21 protein-coding genes and 2 pseudogenes are annotated in these 21,550 nt (G+C 40.2%); 6 read left to right on the top strand and 17 right to left on the bottom strand.

The window, feature by feature from the left end:
• Positions 1–38: 38 nt before the first annotated feature.
• The 9 genes and pseudogenes from ypeB to NXM86_RS05790 all read right to left on the bottom strand — a co-directional run bounded on the left by ypeB (position 39) and on the right by NXM86_RS05790 (position 10,105).
• Entirely contained in the window at positions 39–1,382 is a 1,344-nt protein-coding gene (ypeB, locus tag NXM86_RS05830; RefSeq protein WP_015864309.1) for a germination protein YpeB, read from the bottom strand.
• A 20-nt stretch (positions 1,383–1,402) separates the two neighbouring features.
• Positions 1,403–2,215 (bottom strand): spore cortex-lytic enzyme, encoded by an 813-nt coding sequence (gene sleB / locus NXM86_RS05825; RefSeq protein ID WP_498958738.1) that lies wholly within the window; start codon positions 2,213–2,215, stop codon positions 1,403–1,405.
• Positions 2,216–2,306: 91 nt separating this feature from the next.
• Positions 2,307–2,987: a glutamic-type intramembrane protease PrsW gene (gene prsW / locus NXM86_RS05820; protein WP_498958737.1), complete on the bottom strand. Its 681-nt coding sequence runs from the start codon at positions 2,985–2,987 to the stop codon at positions 2,307–2,309.
• Between the two features lie 1,548 nt (positions 2,988–4,535).
• A pseudogene (locus NXM86_RS05815) lies at positions 4,536–5,456 on the bottom strand (asparaginase); the annotation flags it as partial.
• 159 nt (positions 5,457–5,615) lie between these two features.
• Positions 5,616–6,596 (bottom strand): YpdA family putative bacillithiol disulfide reductase, encoded by a 981-nt coding sequence (locus tag NXM86_RS05810; RefSeq protein ID WP_171698714.1) that lies wholly within the window; start codon positions 6,594–6,596, stop codon positions 5,616–5,618.
• 84 nt (positions 6,597–6,680) lie between these two features.
• Positions 6,681–7,967, bottom strand: a complete 1,287-nt coding sequence (locus tag NXM86_RS05805) for a Glu/Leu/Phe/Val family dehydrogenase (protein WP_062677588.1) — start codon at positions 7,965–7,967, stop codon at positions 6,681–6,683.
• A 255-nt stretch (positions 7,968–8,222) separates the two neighbouring features.
• On the bottom strand, positions 8,223–8,813 hold the full coding sequence (locus NXM86_RS05800) for a genetic competence negative regulator (protein ID WP_015864315.1): 591 nt from the start codon (positions 8,811–8,813) through the stop codon (positions 8,223–8,225).
• Between the two features lie 106 nt (positions 8,814–8,919).
• A pseudogene (locus tag NXM86_RS05795) lies at positions 8,920–9,704 on the bottom strand (metallophosphoesterase).
• 8 nt (positions 9,705–9,712) lie between these two features.
• On the bottom strand, positions 9,713–10,105 hold the full coding sequence (locus tag NXM86_RS05790; RefSeq protein WP_235603552.1) for a hypothetical protein: 393 nt from the start codon (positions 10,103–10,105) through the stop codon (positions 9,713–9,715).
• A 111-nt stretch (positions 10,106–10,216) separates the two neighbouring features.
• Here NXM86_RS05790 and NXM86_RS05785 point away from each other — a divergent pair, with 111 nt between their 5' ends.
• Genes NXM86_RS05785 through NXM86_RS05775 form a run of 3 tightly spaced genes read left to right on the top strand, consistent with a single transcriptional unit; the run spans position 10,217 to position 11,308 of the window.
• The gene (locus tag NXM86_RS05785) at positions 10,217–10,447 is read left to right on the top strand and encodes a spore coat associated protein CotJA (RefSeq protein WP_015864318.1); all 231 of its coding nucleotides are present in this window, start codon (positions 10,217–10,219) and stop codon (positions 10,445–10,447) included.
• A complete protein-coding gene (locus NXM86_RS05780; protein ID WP_015864319.1) occupies positions 10,444–10,704 on the top strand; it encodes a spore coat protein CotJB in 261 nt (86 codons plus the stop codon). The genes NXM86_RS05785 and NXM86_RS05780 overlap by 4 nt, the downstream gene beginning before the upstream one ends.
• Before the next feature lie 34 nt (positions 10,705–10,738).
• Positions 10,739–11,308: a manganese catalase family protein gene (locus NXM86_RS05775; protein WP_062752760.1), complete on the top strand. Its 570-nt coding sequence runs from the start codon at positions 10,739–10,741 to the stop codon at positions 11,306–11,308.
• A gap of 27 nt (positions 11,309–11,335) precedes the next feature.
• On the opposite strand, the gene NXM86_RS05770 is transcribed toward NXM86_RS05775, so the two are convergent.
• The 5 genes from NXM86_RS05770 to NXM86_RS05750 form a co-directional block, all read right to left on the bottom strand.
• A complete protein-coding gene (locus NXM86_RS05770; RefSeq protein ID WP_081189594.1) occupies positions 11,336–11,788 on the bottom strand; it encodes a YpbF family protein in 453 nt (150 codons plus the stop codon).
• A gap of 90 nt (positions 11,789–11,878) precedes the next feature.
• On the bottom strand, positions 11,879–12,454 hold the full coding sequence (locus tag NXM86_RS05765) for a LysM peptidoglycan-binding domain-containing protein (RefSeq protein WP_015864322.1): 576 nt from the start codon (positions 12,452–12,454) through the stop codon (positions 11,879–11,881).
• Positions 12,451–13,056: a CPBP family intramembrane glutamic endopeptidase gene (locus NXM86_RS05760; RefSeq protein WP_328267661.1), complete on the bottom strand. Its 606-nt coding sequence runs from the start codon at positions 13,054–13,056 to the stop codon at positions 12,451–12,453. Before NXM86_RS05760 ends, NXM86_RS05765 begins: the two co-directional genes overlap by 4 nt.
• 17 nt (positions 13,057–13,073) lie before the next feature.
• Positions 13,074–14,570 (bottom strand): RecQ family ATP-dependent DNA helicase, encoded by a 1,497-nt coding sequence (locus NXM86_RS05755; protein WP_143415226.1) that lies wholly within the window; start codon positions 14,568–14,570, stop codon positions 13,074–13,076.
• Positions 14,564–15,460, bottom strand: a complete 897-nt coding sequence (locus NXM86_RS05750) for a YpbB family protein (protein WP_498958735.1) — start codon at positions 15,458–15,460, stop codon at positions 14,564–14,566. The genes NXM86_RS05755 and NXM86_RS05750 overlap by 7 nt, the downstream gene beginning before the upstream one ends.
• Before the next feature lie 411 nt (positions 15,461–15,871).
• Between NXM86_RS05750 and NXM86_RS05745 the strand changes: the two genes are divergently transcribed.
• The 3 genes from NXM86_RS05745 (at position 15,872) to serA (ending at position 18,689) form a co-directional block, all read left to right on the top strand.
• On the top strand, positions 15,872–16,120 hold the full coding sequence (locus NXM86_RS05745) for a ferredoxin (protein ID WP_011231729.1): 249 nt from the start codon (positions 15,872–15,874) through the stop codon (positions 16,118–16,120).
• A gap of 303 nt (positions 16,121–16,423) precedes the next feature.
• Positions 16,424–16,927: an inorganic diphosphatase gene (locus NXM86_RS05740; RefSeq protein ID WP_015864326.1), complete on the top strand. Its 504-nt coding sequence runs from the start codon at positions 16,424–16,426 to the stop codon at positions 16,925–16,927.
• A gap of 184 nt (positions 16,928–17,111) precedes the next feature.
• Positions 17,112–18,689, top strand: a complete 1,578-nt coding sequence (serA, locus tag NXM86_RS05735) for a phosphoglycerate dehydrogenase (protein WP_498958734.1) — start codon at positions 17,112–17,114, stop codon at positions 18,687–18,689.
• A 48-nt stretch (positions 18,690–18,737) separates the two neighbouring features.
• Here serA and NXM86_RS05730 read toward each other — a convergent pair whose 3' ends face one another.
• The 3 genes from NXM86_RS05730 to sigX all read right to left on the bottom strand — a co-directional run bounded on the left by NXM86_RS05730 (position 18,738) and on the right by sigX (position 21,487).
• Positions 18,738–19,550 carry a histidinol-phosphatase gene (locus NXM86_RS05730; RefSeq protein WP_015864328.1) on the bottom strand — a complete coding sequence of 271 codons (813 nt, stop codon included), beginning with the start codon at positions 19,548–19,550 and terminating at the stop codon, positions 18,738–18,740.
• A 268-nt stretch (positions 19,551–19,818) separates the two neighbouring features.
• A complete protein-coding gene (locus tag NXM86_RS05725; RefSeq protein ID WP_498958733.1) occupies positions 19,819–20,961 on the bottom strand; it encodes an RsiX family anti-sigma factor in 1,143 nt (380 codons plus the stop codon).
• On the bottom strand, positions 20,939–21,487 hold the full coding sequence (sigX, locus tag NXM86_RS05720; RefSeq protein WP_081188252.1) for an RNA polymerase sigma factor SigX: 549 nt from the start codon (positions 21,485–21,487) through the stop codon (positions 20,939–20,941). Before sigX ends, NXM86_RS05725 begins: the two co-directional genes overlap by 23 nt.
• Positions 21,488–21,550 lie beyond the last annotated feature (63 nt).

The raw sequence follows: 21,550 nt of genomic DNA, 5'->3' as shown, positions 1-21,550 counted from the left end.
AGGGAGAGATAGGATTTGCACCTATACAAACATATCCTTTAACTATAGTTTTGTTCGACGCTTTGCAGCTTTTCGACTTTTTCCTCCATTCCTGTGTTTGCATTAATAAAAATTTGATATGTGTCTTCTCCAAGTGTTCCTAAAAATTCATAGCAGAGCACTTGCTCGTTCATATCGTTTACAATTATTGCTTGGCGCTGTTCCATTACTTTTAAATTTGGATTTACTTTTTTCCTCGCTTGTTCTGCTGTCAATTTTGGTTTTGACAGTGGGCGTTTAACGGAAGAAGATAAGTAATCACGCGCAGAGAAGCCGACAATCGTTCCATCATCAAGAGCTACTTTCATTTTAATTGCTTCCGGATAAATGCGAATTCCGTTTTCATTTGTCACAAATGTTAATACAGCTACGTTATCATATTGGGAACTATCATATAGCTCTAAATTCTTAAACTTGTGCTTCTGCAAAAATTTCATCCCTCTATTTGCCGCTTCATGCAAACTAATCGCCTGTTTTTTTATTGGACGGCTATCGATTACCCAAATCGGATAACCGCCTTTTTCTGTAATGTCCATATAAATACTGCTTTTCTTTTTTGGATCGCGGATCGTCAAACTGTAAAAGCGCTCATCTGCTCCTTTTCCACTTGTTGTCACTTTTATGTTTTCTGTTCCTTTTAACCCAAGAAAAGAACGAGCAATTTGTTTCGCTTCTGTTTTTGAAATTGGTTTTCCTTTCGCACGGACAAAACCTTTTTCTTTATTCTTCAACCCAATAAATGTCGGGCTAAATTCTGATGATCTCGAGAAAGTATCTACATTTTTTTCGACTGATTTAAACCCATCAATAATAATGTTATCGTCAGGGCTGTCGTTTGTAGCAAGCGCTAATTCCACATCCATCCAACGCAAGTTGTTTTTTAAAACTAAATGTTGAACATTGCGAAGTTCTTGTTGAATATTTGCCGCATTTTTATATAGGGCTTGTAACGTGCGATATTCTTCATTCGTAAGCGGTTCTTTTTCTAAATCGCGAATCGCTGCCCGATAGCTGAACTCCCCTATTTTGGCAAGAAACTCTTGCGTTTTGTTAAACGGGAGTAAAGAAAGCGGCAATTGTCCGACACTTGTATGGGCTTCTGAGGCGATTCTCCATACTTCAGCCAAAGCCGGAGAAAGTGATGCACGGGAATTCATGGCAAGCGTTGTGCCGATTTTATCATGCAATAAGTCAATTTGATAGGTTAAGTCGTGGAAAGCACGCTGATAGTTATTTTCAGCATGAATTAATATCGCGTTTTTTTCTTGGTGTTCCCGATATCCCCAATACGCTGTTCCGACAATTCCAAGTGACAGTACTCCGATTAATAAATTTCGTATCATTTTTTTGTTCACCTCCTGCATTATTTACAAAAAATGTGTTTGCCGATCCGCTTAATTTGCGGCCTATTCCAAATCCATGCACTCGTTGCTGTCGACGGGTTGAAATAATAAATGGCTCCACCGGTAGGATCCCAACCGTTAATCGCATCTAGCACCGCTTTTTTTGCCGTTTCATTCGGCGTCAGCCAAATTTGCCCATCGGCTACTGCAGTAAATGCCCCAGGCTGAAAAATCACTCCCGCCACCGTATCTGGAAACGAAGGATGTTCTAAGCGATTTAAAATGACGGCTGCCACGGCGACTTGGCCGATATAAGGCTCTCCGCGCGCTTCTCCATATACGGCATTTGCCATCAATTGAATATCGTTTTGTGAAAAACCGTTTGGCACATTGGATGCTGTTGTTTTTGCCGAGCTGTTTCCGCCGCCCCTTTCATTTCTTTTTACTTGCTGGCTTAACGGAATGCCCCCGTAATGGGTAAACGAATTGCCTTTGCGAATTTGCTCCTTCACAAATTGCTCATGATATTTCGATACCTTTACTAGTTTTGCTTTTGTACTCTCACCGACAAGCCCGTCGACTGGAAGCCCATATTCATATTGAAAGTTGCGCACTGCCCAATATGTATTCCAGCCAAAAACTCCATCAATTTTTCCCTTGTAAAATCCGATATACTGCAATCGTGCTTGTAATTCAATGACATCATCTCCAACCGCCCCACGCTGAATCACTTGATTCGAAAACGCTTTTACTTCTTCCGCTGGTTTTCCACAGATAAACAAACAAGCAACCAATACGGCAAACCATAAATGCCACTTTATTTTCCTTATCATACGCGAACCCTCCCGTATTACTTCTGTTGTTTTATCCCTATTTTCTTTCGAATTTGCCTTTTTATGCAAAAAAAACAAAAAACCAAGCGTATTATGCTTGGCTTTTTGCTGAAGGGATTCTATCGTAATCATGTAATCCTTTCGCTTGTTTTACTTTTCGAAGAGCAGACCACCATAATAACAGCATGAACGGAACCATGTAATAACTCCATTTTTCCTGTGTCAACAAAATGAAATCATACGTCCCGTGCAATAGAAATGGCAGAAAAAAAGAAAGAAATAAGTAGCGCCGCTTTTTTATAGTAAATTTTGCTTTTCCAAAATAAAACCCCATAATGACCGCGAATAAAGCATGGCTTGAGACAGGTAAAAACGCTCTTGTTACGGCAAATTCTACACCGTTTGCCAATAAATACAAAATATTTTCCATCGTCGCAAAACCGAGCGATACACTTGCGCTGTATACGATGCCATCGTACGGCTCATCAAACTCGTGGTGGTCATAAATAAAAAAATAGACAATAAACCACTTCACAAACTCTTCCAATAATCCCGACAAAAAAAAGGCGCGAGCTATCTTAGAGGCTGCGATTCCTTCCACATGAAACACATATTGAATAAACATAATGGGAAACACAAGAAGCGCCCCAATAACAAATGTTCTCAACACAATGGATAGCGGTTCGGTTTCATATTCATCTTTTAAATAAAAATAACTAAGCAGCGCAACACCTGGGCAAGCAGGCGATATAAGGCTCTCCGCCCTTTCCATACGGCTTTGCCTCAATGAATATCGTTTTGTTGAAAATTGACATTGCATGCTTTTCGACTTTTCGATGTTTCCGCCGCACCTTCATTAATTTTCTTGCGACTTAGAGTGGGCCTTACAGGAAAATTGCCTTTGCAATGCTCCTTTACAAATTTGGCGTGTATTCGAACCTTTCTAGTTGCTATGTACTCTCAGTCAAGCCTTCGCTGAAGCCCATATTCATATGCGAAATTGCCACTGCTAATATGTATTCCAGCAACTTTCCATCAATGCCCATGTAAAATCGTTCTGCATAGTTTTGTATTCGATGCATCTTAACCGGCCCTCATCTTTGCATAAAAACGCTTTAACTTCTTCCCGGGTTTTCCAAGAAATCAACAGAACCATACGCAAACATAATCATTTTTTCTTATATAGCGACCTCGTAGTGACTTTGAATTTTTTTTCTTTTTCTAGATATTTGCGTTCTTTATGTCACGCAAAACAAAAACAAGTATTCTGCTTTTGTTGCAATCCATGTTAATATGTAATCTTCGCTAAGTTTTATTTTCAAAGTCGACCATAATTACATCATGAACGCAACATGTTATTTACACTCTATTTTTCTGTTAACTATTTATGCATCTTGAAGTCTGCAATTTATGGCAGAAAACAATGAAAAATAATAGCTTTTTTAATCTTGCCTTCCAATATAAACCCCATAATGATGGACAAATAAGATGTCTTGACAGTAAAATCATTCGGCATGTCTCTCGTTTGCATTAATCAATTATTTCGCATCGTCGCAAAATCCAAGAACCTGCGCTGTATCTAGCATGTGCTCACAATTCGTGTGTTCTTTATAAAAACAGCGAAACGTTCCACTATACAACTCTTCCTATAATCCGACAAAAAAAGGCGGGTATCTTAGATGTGCGATTCTTACACTGAAACACATTGAATAAACATAATGAAACCACTTGAACAAAAATTTTCTCAACACATGATAGCCTTCGTAGTCATATTTGCTCTTTTTAATATACTAAGCCAGACAGCAACACAGCGCAATTCAGACCTTTTAAAATTTCATCCATCGTTTCTATTCCGATTTTTTGTTCTGTTTTCAAGAATATTTGAATTCTCTATATTACATCATACGAATTTTCCGAAGGAGTAAACTGCGAAATAGTCCCGATATTCACACAGGCATGTTCTGAATTACATGAAGAGATGATAATATTTCTCTGTCAAGATACCGGTAAGATGTGCGTCGATAAAAAAGATTTTGTCTACTCACTGACGAATGACTATAAACGTTGACAACTCTACGTTATTATACAAATATATTAGGAACCCTTGTCTCACTAACTCACTCGCACAATCTAGAGATGGATCAATTCTGCTAATGAATTTAAAATTCGATATAGAGAATATTTGAGTATAAAGTGTATATATTATGATGCGGCTCACCTCATCCAGATATTCCCTATTTAAAGAGGACAGTGTGTTAACTACACTGTCCTTGTGCCCATTTATATACTGAATTTCCCTTCTTAAATTTCTCATGCTGCAAGCAATCGCTAATTTTATTCTTGCCTTTTTACTGTCTAAATCTTTCCCTAAAATAACTCCATTTTTAACAAGATCATAAGCGCTGCCTAAATAATCATAAGTCGTATATACTTCCCCTTCTTCTGCACTTGTTGTAATTACAACTTTTATTTCTTTCGATACAGCTTCTTTTATTGCGCCCATCATTTTTGGTGATACTTGTCCTCTGCCTACCCCTTCTAAAACAATTCCTTTTACATTAGCGTTTATGGCTGCTTTTATAAATTTATCGTCAGCGTCCAAATAGCATTTGATTATATCTACTTCAGGTATTTCATTTTTTATTTTGTATGTTTCCCTTCTAATTGGCTTTTGATATATGTATACTTTATCATTATCGATAATCCCTAAATACCCATATCCAAAAACATCAAAGCCTTGTAAATTAGAAGCATGTACTTTTTTCACATGTCTGGCCACAAATATGCGTTCATTAAATACTACAACCGTTCCTACACCTCTTAAATCGTCATTACAAGCCGTATAAACCGCATGGCGAATATTTGTATAAGCATCACTTCCCTGTTGTTCTGGAGAGCGTTGTGAGCCTGTTAAAACGATTTGGCGATCATCTGAAATCGTTAAATCTAAAAAATATGCGGTTTCTTCGAGTGTGTCTGTTCCATGTGTAACAACTATGCCATCAATTGTTTTATCTTGATAAATTTCTTCGATTTTGTTTTTTAAGGTTAATAAATGCTCAAATGTAATATGCATGCTCGGCAGTTGAAATAAAGAATGTATTTCAATTCTAATATCATCAGGTAAATTGCAAATTTGTGCTAATTCTTCTCCCGTCATTTCCCCTGAAACATATTTGCCTTCTTCTGTCTTTTTGCTTGCTATTGTTCCACCTGTAGTAATTAGTGCCACTTTTTTCATTAATGTCACCTCTTTAGAAACATAATAGCATAAATGAATTACAACACAAAATAATGGTTGTCGATAAATAAAAAATAGACTGTCTAAACGATCCGCAGAAACTGCAAGAAATGTTTATGGAATGATAAAAAAGAGGCTGAAAAAACCAGCCTCCTTCTGTTATTGCCCTTTCTCCTTTTCCCGTTTTGCGATACAAGCAGCGATTTGCACACCGTGAAAGCGCCCGTTTTCAATAAAAATTTCATTGGCATCATTTCCTGCCGCAATGACACCTGCGATAAAAATTCCGCGTACATTCGTTTCCATTGTTTCTGGATCATAAAGCGGCCGGCCCGTTTCTGGATCGACCCCGACTCCCATCTTTTTCAAAAATTCATGATCAGGATGATATCCTGTCATCGCAAATACAAAATCGTTTTTAATTTTTTTGATTTCGCCCCCTACTTCGTAAATGACGGCATCCTCCGTAATCTCTTTTACATGAGCGTTAAACTCCATTTTAATAATTCCCTTGCGGACGAGAGAATCAAATTCCGGCAAAATCCAAGGTTTGATGCTTGGAGAGTATCCGCTTCCCCGGTACAATACCGTGACACGTGCTCCCGCCTTGACAAGTTCCAGCGCTGCGTCCACGCTAGAATTTTTTCCGCCAATGACAACACAATCGGTGTTGTAATACGGGTGCGCTTCTTTAAAATAATGCGTTACTTTCGGTAAATCTTCTCCCGGTATGTTCATATAATTTGGATTGTCGTAATATCCGGTAGCAATAATAACGTATTGGGCGCGATATTGTTCTTTTGTCGTTTGGACAAGAAATGTTCCATCTTCTTGTTTTTCTACTTGCTCCACTTTTTCAAACGTTTGTACACGCACTTGTTTTCTCGTAACTACTTCGCGATAATAAGCGAGTGCTTGATTTCGCTTTGGCTTCCGATTTTCCGTAATAAACGGAACCCCGCCAATTTCAAGACGCTCACTCGTACTAAAAAACGTTTGATGAATCGGAAAATGATAAATGGAATTAACGATATTTCCTTTCTCTATTACTAACGGACGATAACCGACATCTTGCAAAGCGATCGCCGCAGCAAGCCCACAAGGACCACCGCCAACAATAATGATTTTTTCTTCTTTCATCCGGTTCACTCCTTAAACATCCAAAAATCCCCTATCATATGATAGGGGATTTTTGGCATGTTGTAAATATGTTTTGCATGCTCTTTATACCCATCCGCGGAAACGGCACGCTTCCGCCATTTTTCGAACGCCGACCATATAAGCAGCCAATCGCATATCTACGCGGCGGGTTTGCGCCATTTCATATACGTTGTTAAACGCTTTTACCATCACTTTTTCTAATCGTTCTTGGACTTCTTCTTCTGTCCAATAATATCCTTGGTTATTTTGCACCCATTCAAAATAGGATACCGTTACACCGCCGGCACTAGCTAATACGTCTGGAACAAGCAAAATGCCGCGTTCCGTTAAAATTTCCGTCGCCTCTAGCGTCGTTGGACCGTTTGCCGCCTCCACGACAATGCTTGCTTTAATATTTGGCGCATTTTCTTTCGTAATTTGATTTTCAATTGCGGCTGGAACTAAAATATCGCAATCAAGCTCTAACAATTCTTTGTTCGTAATTGTATTTTTAAACAATTTCGTTACCGTACCAAAGCTGTCGCGGCGCTCAAGCAAATAATCGATATCTAAACCGTTCGGATCGTAAAGAGCTCCATATACGTCGGAAATGCCAATGACTTTCGCACCGGCATCATGCATAAATTTTGCTAAATAGCTTCCCGCGTTTCCAAAACCTTGAACGACCACGCGTGCTCCTTTCAAGTCGATACCGCGTTTTTTCGCCGCTTCGCGAATACAAATCGTAACCCCTTTTGCCGTCGCGGTTTCGCGCCCGTGTGACCCGCCTAGCACTAAAGGTTTTCCTGTAATAAATCCAGGAGAGTTAAATTCGTCGATGCGGCTATATTCGTCCATCATCCATGCCATAATTTGCGAGTTCGTAAAGACATCTGGTGCAGGAATGTCTTTTGTCGGACCAACGATTTGGCTAATCGCGCGAACATAACCACGGCTTAATCGTTCTAATTCACGGAATGACATCGTACGCGGATCACATACAATTCCGCCTTTTCCACCGCCATACGGCAAATCGACAATGCCACATTTTAGGCTCATCCAAATAGATAGCGCTTTCACTTCACGCTCTGTTACGTTTGGATGGAAACGAACGCCCCCCTTAGTTGGACCAACGGCATCATTATGCTGGGCACGGTAGCCGGTAAAAATTTTTACAGTACCGTCATCCATGCGCACAGGAATTCTCACTGTCAGCATGCGAATCGGCTCTTTGAGCAACTCATATACTTCTTCTGGATACCCTAATTTTTCCAATGCTCTATGTATAACAGTTTGTGTTGCTGTTAATACATCATATTTTTCCGCTTTTTCTTCCAGATTTTCTTCGTTGGTATGCTTGTCGGCTACCATACGTAAACCTCCTATAAATTCGCTATAATATTTGATATTGTCACCTTTCATGTCATAGTATACACTTTCTTTTTATTTATGCAAAGGAAAAAAAATAAAATGCCAAGCGATTTACGGCTATTTACAACCATTTACATCGCTTTTATGTCAATAAGCTGTCTTTTCCTTAGTATATATTTATTTTCCTTGTCATCTAACATATGGAAAAAATAAAAAGCCAGACCCCTTGTCCATACGACGGGGTCTGATAAAGCATTAACGCACTGGAAAATAACGAACAAGTTGTTCAATGGCTCGATGTTCAATTAGCTTCTTACCATATTCTTGCACACGATGTATCGTTATCGTTGAAGGGCTGGCAAATTCCGCTAATAAAGCAACAAAGTTATCGATTGGGATCGGCGGTTCCTCAGCGACATGCAAGTAAAAACGATTTTGGTAGGAGTAGAGGGTTCCGTCTAGACAACCGATCGAGTAAAGACGATGAGCGAGCTGAATGACATCTTCAAACGTCTGAAATTCATAAAATATGTCATCGCTCTCATCGAGCGTTACTTGCATTTCAATATAATCGTCAGCAAATTCTTCCTCCATGTCGTCATATTCGCCCTCACTTGTTACGATAACAACCATTCCCTGTGCTGGTAAAGAGTATACTTCCACTGCGATCGACCCGTTTACTTCAAAGCCGAGCTCCTCGCTTGCCTCCTCAATCATATCGCGAAACAATTGATGAACTTTAAACGTATCTTTCCATAAATCCTCTTTCGTTAAACCGCGATCCATCAAATCATCAAACGTAAGGAAAATTTTGATTTTATTGTGGGTTAAGCGTTCAAGACGCATCAACACCCCTCCTTACCTACACAGCCATCTCTTATGTTTATTGTATGAAATAATTCATAAATGGTTCGTTTGTTATTATTAATGAGTTTACATCGTTTATAGTCATTTAGACAAGCATTTTTTCTTTATCTTCTTTCCGTGAACAAATGGTGATCAAATTCGTTTCCGCAGGGGCTCCAAAGCGAAGCGGAACGGCTGTCGTCCCGTACCCGTTGCTGACATAAACGGCTGTTCCGTTCACATTTTTTAAACCGCCTTTTTCATAGAGCCCAAACGAAAAGAAACGAATTTGCCCTCCATGCGTATGACCGCTGATCACAAGCGAAATATGATGTTCGGGACGAAGACGACCGACGATTTTCGGATTATGCGAAGCAAGGATGCGAAATGCATCCTCATCCACCCCTTGAAGCGCTTGGTCCAATCTTGCGCGCCGTTTGCTCATATCCTCCACTCCAATGAGAGCAAGCTTCTCCCCATTCGGGGATTGCAACATAACAGCGCTATTTTCCAATATATGCACTCCTTCCTCCACTAAAAGCGAGTGCAAATCATATTCCGTTTCATAATCATTATTCCCCCAAATAAAATAAACCGGTCCAATCATTTTTAAACGGCGAATATTTTCCTTGACACGCGCGACGGGCACCCCTTTTTCCGTAAGGTCCCCGCCAACTAAAACAATATCCGCTTTCCTTTTATCTCCTCCACAATTCTTTTTGCCAATACCCGCCGATGAAGATCAGAAATAAAAAAAATGGAAAACGCCCGAAAACTACTTGGAAACTGAGGAAAGGTCAATTCAATGTGAACAACGCGGTTTCGATGCGCTTCCCACCACATATAAGCCAATATACAAAAAAAAGCAAAAAAAATGATCCAAATCAATATAACTCCCCCTATAAGTTTCGATTATATTGACGAGAACGATCCAAATCCACCGATATCATACCATAAATCAAAGAGAAAATAAAAAATAAAGCAGCGAGCCTCGTTTCCCATTGAAATAGCCAATAAAAGCTTCCCATCCCCCCGCAGCAAATAAACCATTCCTTCCAACGCACCTGCTTTCGCTGCAAGCATAAAATCACTCCTTCAATGACGGTGCGGATCACTACTGCATTGGCTAAAAAACCAATAAAAAAACAAATCATTGCTAAAAACGTCCGCAAAGGATTAAAAATAAGTTCAGTGATAAAATAGGCAAAATCAAACGGAGTCACTGGCGGCATCCAATGAATCATAAAATACCCGCATAAAAATCCGACAGCAATATATAACAGATAAAACACAACCTGTTTCCTCCCTTTTTTCTTACATGTATTCACCGAAAAAAGAAGTCATGAACAAAACGCAATGGTCATAAATATAGACTGAAGTTCTGCCCAAAAAGGAGGTTTCTTATGTTCACAACACGAAAGCAATACGAACCTTATGTAAGCCCATTTGACCCTTGCCCGCCAATTCGCGTCAAAACCTATGTCACCGCTCCAAATCAATATGTCGGATTTCAGCCGCCAAACTTGCCGCAATTCCCATTGCATGAAGCGTTAAAAAAAGGAACCCTTTGGAAAATTTTTTATGATCCATATTATGGTCCTTATGAAATGAAAACTAAAGGTGATTACCAATGAAACAGTTGCCAAAAGAATACTATGAACTTTTAGAACAGCTCCAAGCGGTTGATTTTGCCCTCGTCGACTTAACGTTATACCTCGACACCCATCCTACTGACTACCAAGCCATCCAGCAATTTAACCAGCTTGCGCAAAAACGGAAACAACTGAAAAAACAGTTTGAATCCTGTTATGGTCCACTTCAGCAATATGGAAACAGCTATTCCAATTATCCGTGGAATTGGAATGATTCTCCTTGGCCTTGGCAAGTATAGCAAAAACAACTCGCTGTAAAGGGAGGAAATGACGATGTGGATTTATGAAAAAAAATTGCAATATCCTGTTCGTGTCAGCACATGCAACCCAAAATTGGCGAAATATTTAATTGAACAGTATGGAGGTGCGGATGGAGAACTCGCCGCTGCGCTTCGTTATTTAAATCAACGCTACTCCATCCCTGATAAAGTAGTCGGTTTGCTCACAGATATTGGAACCGAAGAATTAGCTCATTTGGAAATGATTGCGACAATGGTATACAAATTAACAAAAGACGCCACCCTAGAACAGCTGAAAGAAGCAGGTCTTGACGCACACTATGTCGATCATGACCGCGCTTTATTTTATCATAATGCCGCTGGAGTTCCATTTACGGCGACATACATTCAAGCGAAAGGAGACCCAATTGCCGATTTATATGAAGATATCGCTGCCGAAGAAAAAGCGCGGGCAACCTATCAATGGATTATTAATATGAGCGATGATCCAGATTTAAACGATGGGCTTCGCTTTTTACGTGAACGTGAAATCATTCATGCCCAGCGTTTTCGCGAAGCAGTCGAAATTTTAAAAGAAGAGCGCGACCGCAAGAAATTTTTTTAATCGAAAGATAGCTGAATGGAGTACCATTCAGCTATTTTCAAAATACAAATTAATGTCGTACTCCTTTTTCATGATCTCAAACAATTTATGGCGCTCTTTCCATTGCTGCTCTTCTTTCCATAAATCGGCGCTTTTTTGAATGATTTCACAGCGAAGCGAATGAAATTCTTCTTCTGCTTTATCGCACTTTTTTTTGTAATATAAAATGGCCCAATACAATGTAAACAACAATAATAATATATACAAATGCACTGTTTTTTCTAAAAACATCTTAATAAACGCAGTCAATGTACCGCTGGGAAAAATCAGATAAAATAAAACATATACGAAAAATACCGCAAATCCACCTAAAGTGACAATCTGCAAAGACAGGACCCGTTTCTTCAAACGTTCCCATTTTTGCTTCTTTTCAATCACTCCAAGCAGCATTTGTTTTGTTACTTCATCAATATGAAGCTGTTCGAAAAATACTTTGCTCACGGCCGGATCCCCTCGTTTTTTCACTGACCTCTATTATAAACGTATGTACGAGCCCATTTAGGTAGAACAAAAAAGTGATGGTACGCCTCCTTACTTTTCAGCGTCCATCACCGGAATTTGCAGCACTTGTCCTTTATGAAGCTGTGCGCTCTTTAAATGATTCCATTTTTTTATCATTTCCATTCCTTTATCACTTTGATAATATTTCATCGCAATGCTGTACAATGTTTCATTTTCTTGGACTGTATGTGTAATAATCTTTTGCTTTTTTTGCTTATCCGAAGCTTTATTTTCTTTTTGTGCGTCTGATTCAGGCCGATCTTTTTTTTGCGAGCTTGGCTCGCTTGATGGCGGCGCCGCCTTTTCCTCAGCAGGAGCAATGTCAATTTGTTCGTAGCTGCCCGTCTCACTGCGTGTTACAACAGTCACTGTTTTTGAATCATCATTTGCATAATAAATGCTTAACATCGAAATCGGAAGTAAAATAAAAAATAGTGCTAACAAGCGAATAAGCGGATATTTTAACTTCCATTTCACCCGTTTTTTTGATTTCTTTTGTCTATGCACCTCTCTGCGCGATGGAAGTGATAATACATCTTCTTGCTGCACCATTTCGTCTCTTTGTTCCACTAATTCGCGCAATGATTCTGCTTGATCATGATTCACACATTATCACTCCCGTCTCCCTCTTTCATGTTGCGGACATAATGAAGACGAATATCGATCGCCAAGATAAAGTCAATAAGAAAATGAGCAAAAATGGTGACCCAAAGACTGTTTGTCCGTTGATAAATATATCCAAGAAAAAAGCTTAACAATACGACCATCCCAAATAAAAACCACTTTTCTAAATAGCGCACGTGCAACAAAGCGAACACGATGCTGGCAATAAACAAGCCAAAATGCGTCTGGATCACTCCACGAAACAATAGTTCTTCACTAAAAGCGATCAATAAACATAAAAAAAAGATATGCGGAATCGACCGGTTTTGGAAAATTTTTTCGTTAATTCCTCCATCATCATACCAATGTTCCGGCAAATAACGCATCAATAAAAAATCGATGGCCAATACAATCATTGCACTTCCGCCGCCATACTTTAACACCGTGGCAACATCAAAATGCCAAATTTTTCGGAATGTCGAAAGATCAAAAAGAAAAAATCCGATGATTGCTGATACGACAATTAACAATAACTGAGTAAAATATAAATGAATGAGTACTTCACGATCGTCCATCATGCGGATTTGTTCACTTTGCCGCCTCATTCTAGACACGCCTCGCTTTAAAAGAAAATTCGCTTTAATTCCGCTTTCCAGCCATGGAAATGCAGATCTTTATCCTCTTTCTCCATGCGCAAGTAGCTCTCGAGCGGAAATCCGCATCGGTCGCAGCATAAATCTGGCTTTCTCTCCAATGACTGTTGAAACGCCTGAACGATCGCCTCACGCCGGCATGAACGATGCAACACCCAACTCATCATTTCCCGCAGCTTTTTTCGCTTCCATTGCCTGCGCGTCTCGATATACTTCATCAATGTCTGATATAAACAGGCAACATCCCGTTCCGTAAGCAACCGCTTGGAAGAAATGATTCCTTCCGCTTCGAAAAAATACGTTAAAATCCGTTTTTGCACATCTGTTAACGAGCATGCATTCATTTGCTGTTCTAAACGATCCGGAGTTACACCATATAATAAGCTTTCGCATAATTGTTTTACTTGCACATCGTCCGGCAATTCCGTTTCCATAAGAGATTGTACCATGCTCTCGTCACCATTGGTATATAGTAAAATGGCAATGCTCTTTTTTCCATCGCGGCCGGCTCTGCCGATTTCCTGTAAATAAGCCTCTATCTGACCAGGCATGTGAAAATGAATGACAAAACGAATATTTTCTTTATTTACTCCCATGCCAAATGCATTCGTACAGCATACAATTTCCAATTGGTCACGTAAAAATTGTTGCTGAACAAGCATTCGCTGTTCGGAATCCATTCCTCCATGATAATAGGCGACTCGCTCAATTCCTTCCTCTTGCAGCTTCTGCGCCATCGTTTCCGCCCATTGCCTGCTTGAAAAATAAATTAACCCAGGTCCTTCTAGCATTTTTACATAATCAAGCAGCCTGCTTACTTTCTCATGGATAAAGTCCGTTTTCTCCACTTTGATGGCGATATTAGGCCGGTCAACAGAATGAATATGCCGCCGAAGAGGCTGGAGCTGCAAAATATGTACAATATCATCCATCACTTCAGGCGGTGCGGTGGCTGTTAACGCCAGACAAGTTGGAGTGCCAAGACGCTTACGAATTTCTCCCAACTTTAAAAAATCAGGACGGAAATCGTAACCCCACTGGGAAATGCAATGTGCTTCATCAACTACAAATAAGGAAATACGGATATTCATTAAAGCGCGAAGCAATCGTTCCGACTGCAGCATCTCCGGGGAAACATAAATAAACCGAAATTCATGAAGCCGCTCAAGTGCTTTGATCTTTACTTCTGTTTCTAAAAAACTATTAAATGCGATGACTCTCTTTTCTCCACGTTGGCGAAGCTGCTGCACTTGGTCCTCCATCAGCGAAACGAGCGGCGAAATAATTAACACGCTGCCTTGCAATACATATGCGGGAAGCTGATAACAAAGTGATTTTCCCCCACCAGTCGGCAACATTGCTAATACATCATATCCGCGCAAAATGTCTTCAATAATTTCCCGTTGTCCTTTTCGAAAAGAGGAGTAGCCGAATTTTTCTTGAAGCAACTGTTCTAATGTCACCACATTTCTCCTTCCTTTGCTAATACGAGGCGGATTTCAAAATAGCTGACATCATCATCGATAGCGTCACGAATCACCTTTAATTTCCGCGTCCGTAATTTTCGTACCGTTTCAATAATTTTTGCCGCTCTTTTCTCATTGATGAACGGTTGAATAGAAAAATGAGGAATATTCGCCGCAATTTCCACCACATGGTCTTCAATGGTGCTTCTTTTTAAACGGCGCAGCTTAGCGATCTCTTCGATCGATTTTCCACGCAATAGCCATTCATACGTTTTTTGTGTCGAAAACGTTAATGGTATCGGCAGCGATAAATCATGCATCAATTCATATAAAACGGATGAACGTTTTGATTCCGCTCTAGCCATCATATAATGCAATACATTTTGGAATTGAAACCGAACGTATACTGGATCTTTTTGCAAATAGGAAGCGATTTGCTCATTTGTCCAGCCAATTCGCTCAAAACTCGTTAAGCGCAATGTAAACACCGTCGCCTCTTCTTCCGAAACGGAAGAAAGAATGTCATATATTTCTTTATAAAGCGTTTGCGCTAATTCATGCACTGTCCTTTTTTGCGATAATAAGTAATTCTTTACCCAAATCAATGTTTCCTCATGGCGATGAATCGGTTCAAAACGGGTTCGATGGAGCACGTTCGATAACGTTTGAACAAGCAAGGACAACCGATACCAAAACGTTTTTTCTGTGGCGTGATACCGCCATCCGTTTATATGAACCGGAAAAAACACTTGATGCAACTGTTCGTCTAACTGCTTTTTTCCAGCTTCCGTCAGTATATAAGAACGGTTTTGTACAGGGGAAATCAAGCCGTTTTCGAACAACTGTTGCGCTGCTGCCTCGACATCGTTTAACGTAACTTCTTTCCACACTCCGAAAAATGGTTCTAACTGAAACCATTTACTATCTTGTAACGTTTGTGACGACTTTTTTCCGGTAAATAGATGATATATCGCGGATAAAGACCGCTCCCTCTGAAACGGTGCAAACAAAATAAAACAAGAAACGAAGCATACCCACCTTTCATTCGCGCCGCTCCTTTATTGAAACACTTTGATATACATCCATTGTAGCAGAAATACTCTCTTCGTTTCTCACACAAAGTTTTTCTCATCTAGAAAAAATGCATAATGGGAAATGTATGTTTAAAAATATCGGTGTAATATTTTTTGTATTGAAAAGTTGTGGAAACAGTCTTATTATAAGAAGTGAAAGCTCATTTCCGAGTATGCAACACGGAGATGACAGTCCGTTTGAAATAGAATTTGAGGAGGTTTTTATTTATGCCAAAATATACGATTGTTGATAAGGAAACATGTATTGCATGTGGTGCGTGCGGTGCCGCAGCTCCGGATATTTATGACTACGATGAAGATGGCATTGCATACGTAACACTAGATGACAACCAAGGCATCGTGGAAGTGCCAGAAATTCTTATCGATGACATGATGGATGCATTCGAAGGCTGCCCAACGGAATCGATTAAGGTTGCAGACGAACCGTTTGATGGCGATCCAAATAAATTTGATTAATAAAAATACACCCTCTTGTATGCAAAATGCAAGAGGGTTTTTTATGGAAATGATCTGAATGAAGCCTCTATTGCCGTCCACTTAAGCAATAACGGATCGATTACCCGCTCCTGCACAAAAACAAGATCATCCAATCATGTTTTGCTGAAATCCACCGTCATATTTTAATGAGATTTTGTCGACTGTTGAAAAATTTGTTGATCGAAAGAACGAAACATTGAGTTATATTTACATAGTTGCTATACTTCTACCATCTATTCTATAATAGAAACACATACATACATATAAAGGGAGGAAAATGTTGTGGCATTTGAAAATAAAGTTGTCGAAGCATTTATCGAAATTCCGACAGGAAGCCAAAACAAGTACGAATTTGACAAAGAACGGGGCATTTTCAAACTAGACCGCGTCTTATACTCTCCAATGTTTTATCCGGCAGAATATGGATATTTGCAAAACACGCTCGCTTTAGACGGCGACCCGCTTGACATTTTAGTCATCACCACAAATCCAACGTTCCCTGGCTGTGTGATCGACACACGTGTCATCGGTTATTTAAATATGATTGACAGCGGTGAAGAGGATGCGAAATTAATCGGTGTTCCTGTCGAAGATCCGCGTTTCGATGAAGTACGCAGCATCGAAGATCTTCCGCAGCATAAATTAAAAGAAATCGCCCATTTCTTCGAACGCTATAAAGACTTGGAAGGGAAACGGACGGAAATCGGCTCGTGGGAAGGTCCAGAAGCTGCCGCTAAACTAATTGATGAATGCATCGCTCGCTACAACGAACAAAAAAATAAATAACAGAAAAGACGCCCAAGTGAACGGTTGACGACTTGGGCGTTTCTTATTCAGGAAAATCCGAACATTTCATAATAAAAACGTTTACATTGGTATGACTTCTTATCATATCATTGACAGATGGTAATTTATTATGTTAAATTATCAGAAATTTAAAATCCTTGAAAAAAGAAAGGAGCTCACCACCGTGTTTCGCATTTTAGTTTCCGACGCAATTAGCGAAGAAGGATTAGCCCCACTACGAAAATCCGAACAAATTGAAATCGTACAAAAAAAGGTAACAGAAGTAGAAGAACAACTTCATGAATTTGACGCCTTGCTTGTTCGCAGCGCTACGAAAGTGACAGAAGAACTCCTTTCCAAAATGCCAAATTTAAAAATCATCGGGCGCGCTGGTGTGGGAGTTGACAATATTGATGTGGAAGCAGCAACGAAGCGCGGGATTGTCGTTATTAATGCTCCAAACGGAAATACGATTTCTGCTGCTGAACACACATTTGCTATGATGGCTGCGCTTGTGCGCCATATTCCGCAAGCACATGTTTCTGTGAAATCCCGGGAGTGGAATCGTTCCGCGTTCGTTGGAACAGAGTTGCAAGGAAAACATTTAGGAATTATCGGATTTGGCCGCATCGGATCCGAAGTAGCCAAACGCGCGCGCGCATTCGGCATGACGGTTCACGTATATGATCCATTTTTAACAAAAGAGCGGGCGGAAAAACTTGGTGTATCGATCCATACACTTGATGAAGTGCTTGCTTGCTCTGATATTATTACCGTACACACTCCATTAACTAAAGAAACAAAAGGGCTTCTTGGCGAAAAAAATTTGGCCAAAACGAAAAAGGGCGTATACCTTATCAACTGTGCCCGCGGCGGTATTATTGACGAACAAGCATTAATTCCATTTCTTCAAAGCGGCCATGTTGCAGGGGTAGCTCTCGACGTATTCGAACAAGAACCGCCAGGCGATCATCCGCTTTTTGCGTTTGATAATGTGATTGTCACCCCTCACCTTGGCGCTTCGACTATAGAGGCGCAGCTCAATGTTGCTACACAAGTTGCCGAGGAAATATTACACTTTTTAGAAGGAAAACCAGTTACATCATCTATTAATCTACCAACATTGTCTAAAGACGTATATGAAAAAATTCAAGCATTCTACAATTTAGCGAAAAAAATGTGCACGATCGCATCACAATATATGAATATTCCTGTCCAAGAACTATCCGTAACCTATGCGGGAACGGTTGCCGATTTAGAAACAACATATATCACTCGCAGCTTGCTCGCTGGATTTTTACGGCCGCGCGTCGCTTCGACGGTTAACGAAGTGAATGCCGCCATGATCGCAAAAGAACGCGGCATTACGTATGGAGAAAAATTTTCCGATGAAACACATGGTTACGCAAATTGCATTTCCCTTACCGTACACGGGGAAAACAGAACGTTTACGATTAAAGGCTCGCACATTCCAAACTATGGCGACCGCATCGTTCACTTCGATGGATTTACGATTGATTTTGCACCAGATGGACATCTTCTTTACATCCAGCATCAAGACCGACCAGGAATGATCGGAAAGGTCGGAAACGTCCTCGGCGAACATCAAGTAAATATCGCTACAATGCAAGTCGGACGCGAGCAGGCAGGTGGAAAGGCAATTATGATGCTTTCGTTAGATAAACCGATTGATGACGCTTTACTTGAGAAATTAGCTGAAATTGAAGATATTGAAACGGTAAAAAGATTAGAAGTTTCATAAGCAAAAAAGGAATGGGAATTTCCCATTCCTTTTTCCATTGCTGTTCTCTTATCCAAGCGGCACCGCTTTACGCTCCCCTTTTTGAAACGTCATCAGCTCCGTATAGCCGACGCTTTTCGCCAGCGCAATCGCCTTGTCGTAATCCGCCCCCACGTGCTCTGGAACGTGCGCATCAGACGAAAGCACAATCGGAATTCCCTTATCATAGCACATTTGCAACAGCCGCTTATCTGGATATAGCTCACCGACTGGCTTGCGGAGTCCAGCAGTGCTGATTTCCACACATGTTTTGGAATTCGCAAGCGCTGTTGTGGCACGATCATATTGCTCTAATAAAAATTCTTCATCCTCCGGAACATATTTAAATATTTTGACCAGATCTATATGACCGATAATATCAAATAAGTTCGACTCGGCTAAAGTAACGACTTGGTCAAAATATTTGCGATATGTATCGTACAAATCCCGGCGTTCCCATTCCTTTCGATATTCCGCTAAGTCAATGCCGAAATCATCGATCCAGTGAATGGAACCGATGACATAATCAAACTCATATGATCGAATAAACGCCGCCATCTCTTCATGTTTTCCTGGCGTATAATCCATTTCGATAGACATTTTTACATCAATTCCGGCATCCCACGCCTCATGGAAAAGACGGACATAATCTGCCATATCATAATAGCGACGTTCGTCTACCCATGGATTCGATAAAATATTTTTCGTTTGATAAAAATGATAGGCATGTTCGGATATACCGAAATGTTGAATTCCTTTCCGCGCCGCTTCATCGGTAAATTGCCGCAAATAGTCCAATGTCAGCGTTCCGCGTTCTAGATGGTTATGGTAGTCTGTTAACATTCACAAATCGCCTCCCACTATGTTTCTATCATTATATCGTATGAAAATGCGAGAGGACAACGATTTTCACGAATTTTCGAAACGTTAACCAGTTAACCCTACCATAAATAATAACCGAATGCAAACGGCCATTCCCGCCACTACAAGCAATCGTCTCACCACATCACCCATCGTCGCTCATCCCTCCTTGTTATTTTTACACCATATAGTATTATGTCAAAAAAAAAACAAATAGAACTTCATTCACATTAAAAAATACTGCCCTCCCTTATCTTGTATGCAAAGTCGCCATCATCGGATTTGGGCCAACGGGTACATCAATCTTCTTGCCAAATATATATGGACCGATCTGTTTTACATTTCCCCCCATAAACGTCACCGAGCGAAAACCAAACTCCTTAGCGGTAAGTAAAATTGCTTCCACCATCCAGCATAACGATGGCGATATATCAAGCTTTGAATCCTCAGTAAATTGAACAACGACGTGATCCTGTTGCACATCTACTTTCTCAATTTGCACTCCCCGCGGAATCGTTGATCGCAGTGATGCACTAGCATCTTTTTGCATTTGTCTTAACGCTTTGAGAAATGTTGGGAAATGTTGGGGGGACGGAACGAGATATACAGGATGCGACGAACTGAGCTGATATAAATAATACGCCCGCTTCTTTTTTGGAATTTCCATCGATTCTATATATCCTTTATGACTTAGTTTCATCCCTTCTTTATTTCCCGTAAAAAAGCGAATTTTCTTGCCACCCATCCATCGAATGGTTTCTTCAATACTGTATAAAAACAGCGACTCACTCACTCTTCCTTCCAAAAAAACCGGATGTTGTTTCGAAACATAAACAAGCCAAACTCGTTTGCTTTCACGAGAAGGCACCATCGTTACCCCATTAAGCAAATGTTTCGAGACTCCCCATTTTTGTTCATCAATTTGTGTTTTGGCCGTTTCTAGCTGCCGTTTTACCGACTCATGCTTTGGGACTGGCACGCTAATCGGAATCACGATTTGAGACTGCTGGTCGGGAAGCCCTAGTACAGCAACATCTTGATCATTCAAAGCTTCTTTTGTAACAATGTGCGATGGAAACTCGCTGTATTGGTTTACTGACAAAAGCGGTTGACTCATATTGGAACGCTGATCAGCTTGCAACGTAATGACAGATTTATCCGATTTTTCTTCTGTCTGTTTGGTAAACGGGAGGCTGTGCACACTAATGACAACAACGATTATGACTGCAACGATCGAAGCAAACGATGGAAGAAACCACGCTTTCAAACGTGCTGTTTTTCTTGCTTTCATCAATTGTCGGTACACTTCTTCTTTCGAACGATGATCTTTGATCATCGGCATTTGTTGCAACGTATATTGGAGGCATTCGTCATTCCACCGAAATTTTTTCATGTTGTTTTCCTCCTTTCGCCGCTTCTTCCTCCATATACTTTTTTAATACTTTTAATGCCCGGTGTTGCGTTGTTTTTACTTTGCTTTCCGTCCATCCTAACGTTTCTGCTGTTTCTGCGATCGATAGTGACTGAATAAAGCGGAGTACAATGACAAGTTGCTGATCAATGGTACAACGCTCTAAACAACGGTACATCCGTTGAATTTCTTCTTTTTGAATCGCAATTTCCTCCGGGAGTGGCTGCATATCACAAAGCTGATCATCGTTCCAATCGAATTTTTCTGACACTCTCCGCCGCCAGCTTTTTTGTTTGCGAAAAAAATCGATTGCCACATGGCGAGCAATCGATAGCAGCCACGTTTTTTCGCTGCTTTCCCCCTTAAATCGCTTATACGAACGCAATACTTTTATGTATACTTCTTGAACAAGATCTTCTGCCTGTTCTCGATTTCGTACCATATAAAATAAAAAATTAAAAATGTCATCATGATACTTTTCGTACAACTCCTCAAAAACGGAGTCCATCCTTTCTCCTCCCATTCTACTACATCTGTCGATAGAACAATCGTTTCGTTACAACTATCATAA

The sequence above is a fragment of the Geobacillus sp. CX412 genome (assembly GCF_027942335.1).
Taxonomy (GTDB): domain Bacteria; phylum Bacillota; class Bacilli; order Bacillales; family Anoxybacillaceae; genus Parageobacillus_B; species Parageobacillus_B toebii.
Note: the sequence above shows the minus strand (reverse complement) of the source record. Positions and strands in the feature narration are given on the sequence as shown.